Annotated in this window: 9 protein-coding genes; 4 read left to right on the forward strand and 5 right to left on the reverse strand. The window is 54.5% G+C overall.

Annotated features, from left to right (window positions below; genetic code table 11):
• A complete protein-coding gene (gene yycF / locus EHV15_RS07965) occupies positions 1-717 on the reverse strand; it encodes a response regulator YycF (protein WP_128630768.1) in 717 nt (238 codons plus the stop codon).
• A 217-nt stretch (positions 718-934) separates the two neighbouring features.
• Here yycF and EHV15_RS07970 point away from each other — a divergent pair, with 217 nt between their 5' ends.
• The 4 genes from EHV15_RS07970 (at position 935) to EHV15_RS07985 (ending at position 7238) form a co-directional block, all read left to right on the forward strand.
• Positions 935-1621: a response regulator transcription factor gene (locus EHV15_RS07970; protein WP_128630769.1), complete on the forward strand. Its 687-nt coding sequence runs from the start codon at positions 935-937 to the stop codon at positions 1619-1621.
• Positions 1618-2976 (forward strand): HAMP domain-containing sensor histidine kinase, encoded by a 1359-nt coding sequence (locus EHV15_RS07975; protein ID WP_128630770.1) that lies wholly within the window; start codon positions 1618-1620, stop codon positions 2974-2976. Before EHV15_RS07970 ends, EHV15_RS07975 begins: the two co-directional genes overlap by 4 nt.
• A gap of 96 nt (positions 2977-3072) precedes the next feature.
• Positions 3073-6189 carry an efflux RND transporter permease subunit gene (locus EHV15_RS07980; protein ID WP_128630771.1) on the forward strand — a complete coding sequence of 1039 codons (3117 nt, stop codon included), beginning with the start codon at positions 3073-3075 and terminating at the stop codon, positions 6187-6189.
• Positions 6186-7238, forward strand: coding sequence for an efflux RND transporter periplasmic adaptor subunit (locus EHV15_RS07985; protein WP_128630772.1), 1053 nt, complete (start codon positions 6186-6188; stop codon positions 7236-7238). The genes EHV15_RS07980 and EHV15_RS07985 overlap by 4 nt, the downstream gene beginning before the upstream one ends.
• 82 nt (positions 7239-7320) lie before the next feature.
• Here the strand turns inward: EHV15_RS07985 and EHV15_RS07990 are convergent, their stop codons facing one another.
• From EHV15_RS07990 to EHV15_RS08005, 4 genes are all read right to left on the reverse strand, one after another.
• Entirely contained in the window at positions 7321-8883 is a 1563-nt protein-coding gene (locus tag EHV15_RS07990; protein WP_128630773.1) for a M23 family metallopeptidase, read from the reverse strand.
• A gap of 242 nt (positions 8884-9125) precedes the next feature.
• Complete coding sequence (locus EHV15_RS36390; RefSeq protein WP_178075794.1) at positions 9126-9980, reverse strand: hypothetical protein; 855 nt, start codon at positions 9978-9980, stop codon at positions 9126-9128.
• A 710-nt stretch (positions 9981-10690) separates the two neighbouring features.
• Positions 10691-11977 (reverse strand): adenylosuccinate synthase, encoded by a 1287-nt coding sequence (locus EHV15_RS08000; protein ID WP_128630774.1) that lies wholly within the window; start codon positions 11975-11977, stop codon positions 10691-10693.
• Between the two features lie 347 nt (positions 11978-12324).
• A complete protein-coding gene (locus EHV15_RS08005) occupies positions 12325-13992 on the reverse strand; it encodes a methyl-accepting chemotaxis protein (protein ID WP_425464467.1) in 1668 nt (555 codons plus the stop codon).

The following is a 13992-nucleotide window of genomic DNA, read 5'->3' on the forward strand; positions in this document are numbered from 1 at the left end:
TTAGAATCCACCCGCCTTGGAGCTGCGCATCATATAACCTAGTCCCCGCCGGGTCAAAATATACTCCGGCTTGCTCGGGTCCTTCTCGATCTTCTCGCGCAGCCGCCGGATCGTTACATCGACCGTGCGCACGTCGCCGAAATATTCGAACCCCCACACCGCCTGCAGCAAATGCTCGCGGGTCATGACTTTGCCGGCGTTTTTGACCAGGTAATGCACCAGCTCGAATTCCCGGTGGGTCAAATCCAGCGGCTCGCCGTTCTTATGCACCGTATACATGTCCGTGTCGATGAACAGCTCGAACAGGCTGATGCCCTGCTTCGCGTCTTCGGCGCCGTCTTGAACCGCCGGCTTCTGCCGCCGCCGCATTTGCGCCTTGACCCGGGCCAGCAGCTCCCGCGTGCTGAACGGCTTGGTCACATAATCGTCTGCACCAAGCTCCAGCCCCAGCACCTTGTCGATCTCCCCATCCTTGGCCGTCAGCATGATGATCGGCGTCTCCAGCTTCGCCCGCACCTCGCGGCACACATCCATGCCGTCTTTGCCGGGCAGCATCAAATCGAGCAAAATGAGGTCCGGCTGCTCGGAGAACGCCAGCTCCACCGCGGCGATGCCGTCGAAGGCGAGAATGACCTCGTAGCCCTCTTTTTCCAAATTGAATTTTAAAATATCCGCAATCGGTTTCTCATCGTCCACTACCAAAATTTTGCCTTGCATGACGCAGGTTCACCCCCAAACTTTCGGTCATGGCTTTCATCTTCCTCTATCTTACCATATCATCGGCGGCATCAGCTATCCGGGAAGCCGAAGGTAAGTATTGAACGCCTCTGCATAAAACTGTTAATCTATCATTGACGGTGGCTATGCCGGTCGCCTTAGATCATACATACTTTAACTCACTATTACCAGTCACATAAGGAGGAAAATAAAGCCTATGGCCACCATTATGGTCGTCGATGACGATCCCCATATACGCGAACTGATCTGTCTCTATTTATCCAATGAGGGATTCCGTCCGCTCCAGGCCGAAAACGGCGCCGTGGCGCTGGAAATGATGGAGCAGGTGATGGTCGATCTGGTTGTGCTCGACATCATGATGCCGGTCATGGACGGCTGGGAGCTGTGCGCCGAGCTGCGCCGCCTGTACCCGGATACGCCGCTGCTCATGGTTACCGCGAAGGGCGAGACCGGGCAAAAAATCAAAGGCTTTAACCTGGGCGCCGACGATTATGTCGTGAAACCGTTTGAGCCGCTCGAGCTGGTGGCCCGCGTCAAAGCGCTGCTTAAGCGTTACAAAATCGCTTCTTCCCAAAACGTTCAATTGGGGAATATTTTGCTGGACCGCCAAACCTATAAAGTAATCCGCGGGTCCGAAGAGTTTACGCTCCCGCCCAAGGAGTTCGAGCTCTTGTTCAAGCTCGGAAGCTACCCCGGGCAGATTTTTACCCGCGAGCAGTTGATTGAACAAATCTGGGGCCCGGACTATACGGGAGATGACCGCACGGTCGACGTCCATATTAAAAGGTTGCGCGAACGCTTTCCCGCAAACGACCAGGCGGGAGGCGGCTTTCATATCGCCACCGTATACGGACTCGGCTACCGGCTTGTGGTGGAAAAATGATTAAATCGCTGTACGTCCGCATCGTCGTGATGTTTCTGGTGGCCATTCTCGTCAGCCTGATGACCTCCATGATGGTGATCGGCTATCTGTACCAGCGCGAGATCCGGGATCAAACCCAGGACTACTTGATTATGCTGGGCCAAAGCCTGATCCGGATTTTCGATCGGGTCGGGTACGACAGCAGGGCCCTCGTAATGGACGACATCAAGGATCTGACGAATATGGTCAGCATGCAAATTTTCGACGGCTCCCTGTCCGAGGAAAAATACGGCTCGGAGCCCGCAGTCGACGTGAGCCGGGAGCAGGTCGAGCGCGTGCTTCAAGGGGAGACCTTAAAGGGAATCACCACCGAGGGGCACATCTATGTGGGTTTGCCTATCGGCCATCAAGGCCAAACCTACGCCATGTTTATCGAGCCGAGTTCGAACAGCCGGCTCAGTTATCCGATTGGCGGCATGATCCTCACCGGGATCGCCATCCTGATGGTGGGCGGCAGCCTGTTTTTCGTTGTGGAAGCCGCCTTTTTAATCCAGCCTCTGCGCAAAATGACGGAAGCGACGAAGCGGATGGCCAAAGGGGATTTCAGCAGCGACCTGAAAGCGCGGCGCAAAGACGAACTGGGCGTCCTGGTGCAAAGCTTTGATGAAATGCGGCGGCAGCTTCGGCAAATCGAGGAGATGCGCCAGGACTTCGTTTCCAACGTTTCGCACGAAATCCAATCGCCGCTGACGTCCATTCGCGGCTTCGCCAAGGCGCTGAAAGAGAACGAAACATTGGGCCGAGCGGAGCAGGGCCGCTATCTGGACATCATTATCGCGGAAAGCGAGCGGATGTCCCGTATGAGCGACAACCTGCTGCAGCTGGCCTCGCTCGAATCGAAGCATCATCCTTTTCACCCCGTCACGTTCCGGCTCGATGAACAGATCCGGCAAACGGCTGTCGCTCTTGAACCGCAGTGGTCCGCCAAATCCATCGCGATCGATTTGGAGCTGCCCGTCGTCAAGATTTACGGGGACCGCGACCAGTTGGACCGGGTGTGGATCAACCTGCTGGGGAACAGCATCCGCTTTACGCCGGAAGGCGGCAAAATCGCGATTTCCGTCCGGCGGGGCGTCCATCAGGTTTCCGTAACGGTCAAAGATACGGGAATCGGCATCGCGCCGGAAGATCAAACCCATATCTTCGAAAGGTTCTACAAGGCCGACCGCTCCCGCAATCGGGTTTATAACGGCAACGGCTTGGGCCTGGCGATCGTCAAAAAAATCGTGGACCTGCACCACGGCCATATTGAGGTGCGCAGCGAGCCCGGAATTGGCACGGAAATCACCGTTACCTTGCCGTCCTACGCATTTTAGTTCTTTTGACCTATGCGTTTTATTTGTAAATTTGACCTCTTATTCATATTCAGTTCACATTTATCCGGTAATCTTTCTTAAGATAGGAGGATTGCCATGAACAAACTGACCAGTTTCTCCATGAAAAATGTAGGCGCCTTGTTTATCATGATCATCATGTTGTTTGGCGGCGGCCTGTATTCAGCTGGGAATTTAAAGACGGAGATCATGCCGGATATCTCGATACCTATGGTATACATAACGGCCCAATATCCCGGGTCTCCCAGCGACGTCATGGAGCAAGTAACCAAACCGATAGAGAAAAAGATAGCCAACATGGAGGGAGTCACCTCGCTGGACTCTACGTCTAGCGATAACTTTGCGACGATTATGGTCATGTTGACCGATAACGCCGACCCCGAAAAGAAAAAGCAAGATATAGAAAGCTTGCTGCAAGAGGTCAACCTTCCCGCTTCGGCTAGTACCCCGAAGGTGGCCACCTTCGGTTTTGCTTCGATTCCGGCTTATTATCTCGCCATCTATGGCGAAAACGGGATGAGCCAGACGGAGCTGGACCAATGGTACGCCAACGAGATCAAACCCGAACTGGAATCGATCTCCGGCTACGACCACATGGACGAAATCGGAGCGCGGGAAACGAAGCTTACGATCAAGCTCGATGCCGGGAAGCTGAATGATTTTGGCCTCACTCCCGGACAAGTGTCCGGCCAGGTTCGTCAAAACCTCACCTCGCTGCCGGCAGGTGCCGTCGATCTCGACGGCACTTCCTTGATGGCCCGGGTTAAGGGCGACACCAACAGCGTATACAACTTGGAAAATATGGACCTGTTGACGCAAAACGGCATCCGGGTTCGACTGAATCAGCTAGGCACGGTCGAATCGATTTCGGAGTCCGATTTTGTGGCTCGTCTGAATCAGCAGCCGGCCATCGGCATCCAGCTGTACAAAACAAGCGAAGCCAACGCCGTAGATTTCGCCAAAGAAGTCGAATCCCTATTCGCAAAATGGGAGCAGCAGCTTCCCGATATCGGCTTCAAGACGATTTACGACACTTCGGAACTAGTCAGTACCTCCATTAACGGGATGGTGCATGAGGGGCTCACCGGCGCGCTGCTGGCGGCGCTCGTCATCCTGCTCTTCCTGCGGAATATACGCATGACCTTGATCGTTTTGGTCTCGATTCCGCTTTCGATCCTGATTACGCTGCTCGTTATGAATTCCTTGGACATTTCCTTGAACATTCTGACGCTCGGCGGTATGTTCATCGCGATCGGACGGGTCGTGGACGACAGTATCGTCGTTATCGAAAATATTTACTCGCATTTGCAAAAAGCGCAGGAACGCGGCGAATCGGTCATTAAGCTGGCCACCCGCGAAGTCGGCGCAGCCATTACGTCATCCACGCTGACGACGGTCGGGGTTTTCGCTCCGCTCGCATTTGTTAGCGGTATGGTCGGGCAATTGTTCCAGCCGTTTGCGATCACCTTGTCCACCGCCATGCTGGCCTCGCTGCTCGTGGCTTTGACGGTGATCCCGATGCTGGCGAAGGTGCTGGTGCTCCGCGGAGCCAAGATCAAGCACCATGAAGAGAAAACAGGACGTCCGACGGCTTTTTACCGCCGCGCTCTGGAACTGACGCTGCGCCACCGCATCAAAACGCTGCTGGCGGCCGGGCTTCTGTTTATCGTCTCGATTATCGGAACGGTGCCGTTTCTATCGGTCACCTTGATGCCGGAGGAAGAACCTCCGCGGCAGTTTTACTTTGTCATTAAGATGCCGAACGACACTTCGCTGAAAACTATGGATGTCAAAGTCAAGGATATGGAGGAAATTTTACATATCGCGAAGACATCGGACGGTCAGCCGCAATTTACCTTTACCGAGTCGCTGATTGGGTTTGACGGCTCCACCGAGGCAACGGCTTACCGGGCGCAAATTTTCACCGAAGTCAGTGAAGGCAGCGACGTCAAAGCCGTTCAAGAGCAATACAAGAACATTTTGATGGCCGAATTGCCGGAAGACTCCGAACTGGACGTTAGATCCCTGGAAAGCAACTCAAGCGGCGGCGCCGATTTCCAATATTCGCTGAAAGGGGACGACCTCAACCGGTTGGTTGAAGCTTCCGCGCTGATGAAGGAGAAGCTGAAGGAATTTCCGCAGATTAAGGAAGTCGAGGACTCCCTCAGCGATGCCAAGAAGGAGCTTGAGATCGAAGTCGATCAGAACAAAGTTTGGCAATACGGGCTGAGCGCCTCCACGGTACAGCAAACCGTCGCCGGTTGGCTGGCCGAGGATGAAATCGGCGATGTCAAGCTGGATAATACGACGTATACGACAACGGTTCAACTGGATAAATCGGGCCTCGATACGCTCTCCAAACTGGGAGACATCCCGTTCCGTACAGGGAGCGGCTCCATCGTTTATCTGAAGGAAGTGGCGAAGCTGAACATTATCAACGCCGCCACCAGCATTCAACGCAACGACCAGGAACAAGTCGTAAACATCACCGCCAAAATCGACAGCCAGAACAAGGGCGGCGTCGCCGGCCAAGTCGCGATGGCCCTGGATCAGGTCGAGCTTCCGGACGGCGTGTCGCGCGAAGTCGGCGGGATTAACGAAGATATCGGGGAAAGCTTCTCCCAGCTGTTTGTCGCCATGGGGGCGGCCGTATTTATCGTCTATCTGATCATGGTTATTGCTTTCGGCAATTTGAGCGCGCCGTTTGTCATCCTGTTCTCGCTGCCGCTTGCCGTCATCGGCGGGCTGCTTGGCTTGTTGATCAGCGGCGAACCGCTAAGCATCACCTCGCTGATCGGCTTTATGATGCTGATCGGGATCGTCGTGACCAATGCGATTCTGCTCATCGACCGGACACAGCAGCTGCGCGCCGAAGGCTACACCGTTCGCCACGCCTTGGTTGAAGCGGGTACGCTGCGCCTAAGACCGATCATCATGACGGCGGTCGTGACGATGGTCGCCATGCTGCCGCTCGCGCTCGGGTTGACCGAAGGCGGAGCCATTATTTCGCGAGGCATGGCCGTCGTCGTGATCGGCGGGCTCGTTTCGTCGACGATTCTGACGTTGGTCGTCGTTCCGGCCGTCTACGAATTGCTCGAATCGTTCAAGAACCGGGTAGGCCGTTTGTTCCATAGAGGAGGAGGCCGGGTCGATAAATCATCCGACGACATCAGTGAGGGAGTGGTAGGTCAATGAGAAACAATAGATGGATCAAAATCATGATGGGCTGCGCGTTGCTGGCCGTGGGCGGAATGGCTCTGGCCGGCTGCAGTGCCCCTCAGCAAGCCCCAACGGAAGTGCAGAAGGTTGTTCAAAAACCTTCCGTCAAGATCAGTGAAGTTCAAAAAAGAAGCATCGGCGCTCCGCAGGAGACGGTCGCCGAAGTAACGGCTTCGGACCAGCGGGATGTCGTGGTCAAAGCGAGCGGCGACGTGCTCAGAGCGTTGAAAGACCGCGGGAATCAGGTGAAACAGGGGGAACTGCTGTTTGAACTGGATCCGGCCGATGTGCTGCTGCAGAAACAAAAAGCGGAAATCGGGCTGCGCACGGCCCAGAAAAATCTGAAGGACGGCCAGTTCGCCGGAACAAACGATCCGGACGCGCTGCAGCCGCTGAAGGATCAGATTCAAGTGGCGCAAATCGATATCGAGCAAATCAACCGCACCTTGGACAATTATAAAGTGACCGCGCCGATCAGCGGTATTCTGACCGATTTCTCGATCGAGCCGGGCATGACCGTAAACCAGGGGATCGTCGGCAAAATCCAGCGGATCAACCCGGTCAAAATCAAAGCGAACATCACGGAAGAAAACGCCAAGCTCCTTAAAGGCAAAAAAGAGCTGTCGTTTTATGCGACCGACAAGCCGGGCCAGCTGTATAAGGGCAAAATCGTCTACTTCTCGGACATTATGGATACGATGAACAGAACCTATGAGCTGGAGCTGCAAGCCGACAACGCCAAGCTGGAGCTGAAGCCGGGCACCAAGGTGCAGCTGCGGCTGACCGATGAAGCGGAGCAGGAAGTGCTCACCATCCCGACTACGGCGATTATCCGGGAAGAAAGCAACACTTACGTCTACATTTTCTCCGGAGGCAAAGCCGAGAAGCGGCAGGTGGAACTGGGACGCCTCAACGAGCTGTATCAGGAAGTCATCAAAGGCTTGTCCTTGGGAGATCAGGTCGTGGTATCGGGTCAACACCAGTTGAAAGACAAGCAAGAGGTTGAAGCCGTTCCGGCGAAATAACTTAAAAAATGGCCCGCGCGCCGACGTTCCATCAGGAACGCCAGACGCGCGGGCCATTTATTTATTTGAACTGCCTCTATACTTACAGATATTTCATCGGGTTTTGGACGCCCCCGTTTTTATGGATTTCAAAATGCAAATGAGTGCCGGTGGAACGTCCCGTACTGCCCATAACCCCAATCTTCGAGCCTTTCTCGACGATCTCGCCTTCCTTGACGCTGATCTTGCTCAAATGTCCGTATAACGTCTCGTAGCCGTTTTTATGATCGATAATAATGACATTGCCGTATCCTGTTTTTGTTCCGGTGAACGAGACCACACCCTCGTCCGCCGCAAGGATGTCGCGGTCGGAGGATACGAGGTCAACGCCTTTATGCGTCCGCCCCCAGCGGGACCCGTAGCTGCTTGAAATGCTCGCCCCTGACACCGGCCAGGCAAACTGCCCGGTTCCTTCGCCGACCACCTTCGTCCCCTTCAGTACGATCCGCGGCGTCGCTTTTTTCGTCACGTCCTGACCAAGCCATTGCTCGGCAACGACGATGCCGTTTTCCCTGGTGATGCGGTATTCCATCGTTTTCAAGCCGCTTGATCCTTCCGCGACGACCTTGGACTCGCCGGCCTTCAGGTTATCGCTTTTGCGAATGATCAACTGCGGCTCGGTCACGATTTCTTCCGTCACCTTCTCCACCGTTTTGACGGTCAGCGCCGGCTGCAGCGCTTTTACGTTCAACACCGTGCCGATTTGCATCGTCCGTTCCTCTACGCCAGGGTTATTGGCGAACAATTCGGCCTGTTTTACGTCGAACCGCGCGGCGATGGAGGATATCGTGTCTCCTTCCTGCACCTCATATTCAATCGCTGCTTCGTCTCCCTGGACGATTTTTTGCACCGCCTCGTCGACGGTGAGCACCTTGTTCGGGTCCGCTTCTACGGCCCCCTGCGCCACTTCCTCGGTGATTTTGGCCGACTCCAGCGCGACGCTGGCCCCCTTGGACTTCACTTGCGGTGTTTTGGATTTGGCCCCGCCGGTCAACTTCACTTTGGAGGCCAGCGTTTGCCCGCCGGTTTGCGGAACGTATTTTTCCTTAACCTGATCCAACACCGCCTGCGCGGCCGCCTCATCCTTCACGATGGCAATCACTTTTCCATCCACTTTCAGCTCAACGCTTTTGGCGTATCCGGTCAGCATACTGTACAACTCGCCCAACGTTTCCTCGGAATCCACCTTCGCTTTATAGGCTTGCTCCGGCTTCAACGTAATGCCTTCGGTATGTACGGCCATTTCCGCATGGGGATATTTTTGTCTATATTCTTGTTGTTTGCGTTCGATCATGGATTCAAATTCCGCTTTGCTGGCGATCGTGCCGATCTCCTTACCGCCTACATAAACCCGGTAATAGGACACTGTATTGGCTTTGACGTATTGCTGGCCCGCCAAGTAGACCGAACCGGCAATCAATACGACCGCAGCCGCCGTTACAGCGGTTTTGCGGGATTTGAATATATTGGATAAGGCCTTGGTTTCTTCCGTCTTTCCAGTCTGTTCGGATATCTCTAGATTATTTTCCGGGCGGCCGTCACTCTCCTGCGCCTGGGACTTCTCCCCGCGCCACAGCTGCCAACGTTTCCCCGTGAAACCTCTCATACTGATCTCCTTTTTCCTATCGACTCATTTCGACCATAAATGGTTTCAAAATTTTAACCTTTTTACCGCCAATGATTACTTTAACACAGTCCTACAAAGGATTTCAACTTTCGGTCAACGCGCAAAAAACCCGCGCTGTGCGCGGGCTTGGCCCATATATCAATAACGATTTTAAGCTCCGTTTAGTTACAACCCTCATGAATGGAAGCACCGGCGCGCCTGATCCACCGCAGGTTAGGCTTCTACTTTTTGAGGATCTCCATCACTTTGGCATATTCCGTTTTATCGAGATGTTTCGATAAAATCTGCTCGATATTGATCAGCTCCGCCTCCGTCAACCCGCCCTCCAGCGCTGCGGTCAACGTCTGCATATCCTCCTGCGGAAGTTTGGACATGAGGATTTTGAACACCTCTTCTTTGTCCTTGTCCGGCAGCTCGTCCTTTTTCGCAATCAAGTCATCCGGCGTCACGACGACCTTTTGATCCTGACCTGATGCCCCCTGTCCGGCCTCGCCGGAGGACATCCCGCCCATCACCGGCAGCGCGTCTTCCGGGGCGCTGCCGTCCGTCCCCTGCCCCGTACCTGTGGAACCGGAGCCGGCTTGGCCGGAGGAGCCGTTAGCGCCCGCCGCTCCGCCATCGGCCCCGCCTGCGGACGTGCCGGCTGTCGAGGTGCCGCTGCCGGCTGTGGAACCGCCTGCGCCTTGCCCGCCAGCTCCGTCGGTTCCGTTGGTTCCGCCGCCCGCGATGCTTCCGGTTTTGCCGGCTCCCGCCCCTGCGGTGTTTCCTGCTCCGTCAAGCCCTTCCCCGCTGGCGTTCCCGCTTCCATTTGCCCCGGTCTCGCTCAAGCTCCCGGTGCTCCCATCCGAATCCGCAGCTCGGTTATTCTCCCCGGTCCCGCTGTTGCCTCCGCCCAAACCTAGCATCCCCTTCACGATGCTGCCCACACTTGGCGCCTGAGTCACTATGGGCAGATTGAAACTGCTCAGCAGCGATCCGATATACATATTTACGACATAGCCCGTGGTCGCCACACTGATCAGGCTTACCGCCACGATCGTCGCGCATAATTTCAGCAGCCAGCCGACCCATTTCATGAATGATTTCCTCCTTCTATCCTTGCGGCTCATCTAGCTCTAGTATGGACAGTAGAAGGAAGATTCAGTCTACATCGGCTCATAATAGTTTTGTGTAAAATATCCGGTACAAGGACACGAAGCCGCGCCGAATCCCAACCAAATGCAAAAGTGCAGTTCATTTTCACCCAAATGCCCCGAAATTAGCTCATCAAGTGCAAAAGTGCATCTCATTTCCGCTCAGAAGATACTTTTTTATCCGATAGCCCCAAAACAGATGCACTTTTGCAGTTGATCTGGTTAAGAAAAACGCCTGACGGCGTCCTTTAGTGGCTCTGACTTCTACTTTGGAGTGATTGGAGGCTCTTCCTAAACTTTGGACGCTGCTTTAGAAGCTGCTCTAACGGACACCAGCGACCTTATCCGCCCATTTCCCGGGTATTTCCTAGCCTAACGGACACAGGCGACCCTATTTCGCTCTAAACCCGTTCATCCAGGACGATTTGTGGTAAATAAGAGCTTCTGTGTCCGTTATATTCTGCAAACCTGCGTTTTTCCCCAAATAACGGCTCTGGTGTCCCTTAGCCTCCGCCCCAGGTCCCTCTTCTCCTCCTCTCTCTACCTGCAAAAAACATCGCCCTCTACCATGCCCGATATTTTATAAATTCTATAAGGTGAACGAAAAAACCGCCCTCATCAAGGACGGTTCGGAGGTTCTCTATTGTCTCAAACTATTCGTAGATCGGCAGCACCTGGTTCGTTTGGCTGCGGTTGCGGCCGACCGAGAAAATCGCGATCGGCACGCCGGTCAGCTCGGAGACGCGACGCACGTAATTCCGGGTCGTTTCCGGCAAATCCTCCAGCGTTTTGGCGCCGGAGATATCCTCCGTCCAACCCGGCATCTCTTCATATACCGCCTCGCATTCAGCGAGCATGTTGAGGCTGGCCGGATAGTGGGTGATCACTTCGCCGCGGTATTTGTAGCCGGTGCAGATTTTCACCGTCTTCAGGCCGGTCAATACGTCCAGCGAGTTAAGCGACAGGCCCGTAAGTCCACTCACGCGGCGCGTATGGCGGACAACGACGCTGTCGAACCAGCCGACACGGCGCGGACGGCCGGTGACCGTGCCGTATTCATGCCCGGTTTCGCGGATCAGATCGCCGATTTCATCATTCAGCTCCGTCGGAAACGGGCCGTCGCCGACGCGGGTTGTATACGCTTTGGCCACACCGATTACCTGATGAATCTTCGTCGGTCCCACCCCGGAGCCGTTGCAGACGCCGCCCGCCGAAGGATTCGAAGACGTTACGAACGGATATGTCCCCTGATCGATATCGAGCATGACCCCTTGGGCACCTTCGAACAATACCTTCCGGCCCGCATCGATCGCATCGTTCAAGATTACCGACGTATCGGCAACGTAAGGACGAATGATTTCCGCGTACTCCAGATACTGCTTCAGAACCTCTTCCACGTCCAGCGGCTGTCCTCCGTAGACGTTCTGGATCACATGGTTCTTCTCTTTCATGATATGGCGCAGCTTGGCTTCAAACTCTTCCGGGTCCAGCAGATCGGCAATCCGAATCCCGCTGCGCGCCGCTTTATCCATATAAGCCGGTCCGATCCCTTTCCGGGTCGTTCCGATCTTGTTCTCCCCCTTGCGATCTTCCTCCAAAGCGTCCAGCACCAAGTGATAAGGCAAAATGACATGAGCCCGGTCGCTGATGACCAGGTTTTTCGCGCTGAACCCGTTCTCTTCCACGTAATGGATTTCTTCGATCAGAGCCGCCGGATTGATAACCACGCCGTTCCCGATGACGCACAATTTATCTTTATTGAAGATGCCTGACGGAATCAAGGTGAGTTTGTACTTCTTGCCGTCGATAAGTATGGTGTGACCGGCGTTGTTGCCGCCTTGATAACGGGCCACCACATCTGCGCTCTCCGCCAGAAAATCCGTGATTTTACCTTTACCTTCGTCTCCCCATTGCGTTCCCACAACGACTACCGTTGACATGTACATTCCCCCGCCCGGTGCGTCCGGCACCTGTATTTAAGCACTCCAAAATGCAGCCCCGATTCACTTTCCCAAATCGTAGGCCGATGACTGTAAAAACTGACCAACCCGGCTGCCGCTGCCGCACGTTTGAACGCGCTCACACACTTACGGTGACAGCAGCTCATCTGCCGCTTTAACGCAGCAATACCAGTTTAACAGTCTCCATTTTCAAAGTCAAATTAAAAAACGAACGATTTTTATATAGTATTTTATGATCGTTCGGAAATAGTGTGATTTCGGCAAAAAAGGGACGCCCGCCGCCGAGGTCAATAAAGACTCGCGTGGGACATCCCATCTCTTCCAAGTTACAGTTTAAAGATCGCTACCGCCTTCTGAAGTTCTTCAGACAACGCCGAGAGCTGGCCGATCGCCGCAGCGATTTCCCCCATCGCCGCGCTTTGCTGCTCGCTTGCTGCCGCCACTTCCTCAGATGCAGCGGCCTGCTCCTGCGTGACCCCGGAGATTTGCTGCACCGAAGCGGAGATGCTCTGATAGGAATTTTCCACCAGTACCAAGGATTTCAGCAGCTGATCGGTGCGGGTGGAGAAATCGCTGATGCCTTGGAAAATATCCTGAAAGTTCTGGTACGTCTGGCCCATCCATTTTTGTCCCTCTTCAATCGCCCGGTTGCCTTCACCGATGCTTTCGATCACCAAGCGGCTGTTCTCCTGCGTTCCCGCTACCAGTTCCGTAATCGACGACGCTGCGGCGGCCGACTGTTCGGCAAGCTTGCGCACCTCGCCCGCGACCACGGCAAAACCCCGGCCCATTTCGCCAACCCTCGCCGCTTCGATGGAAGCGTTCAGCGCCAGCAGGTTGGTCTGCTGGGCAATATCAGTAATCATGCCGATGACGTTGCCGATTTCCTTGGACCGTTCTTCCAATTGCCCCGCCGTCGACACCGAATGGCGCATTACCTTTTCAATCGTATTCATTTGACGCAAGGTATGGTCGACCATGTTTTGCCCTTCCGTCGACTGCTCGCTGACCTTACCGGCGATGGACTGCATCTCGTTCACATCCGACACGACGCCGGACAGCTGCTTTTCGATTTCCATGACCGATGCGGAGCTATGGGCGATCGATTCCACCACTTCGTTGATCCCCTCGCTCATGTTATTCATCGATACCGCCACCTGCTGCGCGCTTTCGCTGGATTCTTTGGTCACGTGCATCAACTGGGAACTGGTTCCCGTTACCTCTTGGGACGAGGTCGAAATATGGCTGATCAGCCGCTTCATGCTGTCGCTCATCGCGCGGAAGGCGTCCGCCAGCCTGCCGACTTCATCCAGGTTTCTGACCTGCACTTCCTGGGACAAGTCGCCCGTGGCCATCCGTTCCGTCGCATGCACCAGCGTTCTGATCGGTTTGGCAATCATCCGGCCCAGCAAATAAGCGATGAGGATGCCGATGATGAACACGGAGAGCGTAATGGCCAAGCTGATCCAGAACACCTTCGACGCGGTGGCGGGAATGACGGACGCGTCAAGATCGATCCCAAGCAGTCCCGAAGCTACGCCGTCCTTATTGTCGAGCGGAACGAAAATCGATTTATGCGTGCCGTACTCGTCAACATAAATATCGCTAATGGTCTCCTTTCCTTGGGCAACAGTTTGTTTCATCTCTGCGGAGAACGGATATTCCTGATTGAAATCCCCCTCCGTTTCAGATAAGGCAATGATGCGTTCCTTTCCTCCTTCATTCGATAAAATATAGACATTTTCCAAATTGTACTCTTTTTTCAATTCATCCAGCACTTTCCGGGTTTCCTGATACAGCGGGCTGTCCGTTCCCGTAATCCCCAGTTTGTTACCCTCGATCCGGTTAAGCTCGTTCTGGACGACATGAATATTGCTCTGCAGACGTTTATCGAGCTCGCTCCGCAGCTCTCCGCTCAAAGTGGAGTTCACTACGCTGGTAAGGCCAATAAAGCAGAGGATGGCCACCAATAGTACGATGGTCGTCCCCAGCAT

It is taken from the genome of Paenibacillus oralis (assembly GCF_003863965.1).
Classification (GTDB): domain Bacteria; phylum Bacillota; class Bacilli; order Paenibacillales; family Paenibacillaceae; genus Fontibacillus; species Fontibacillus oralis.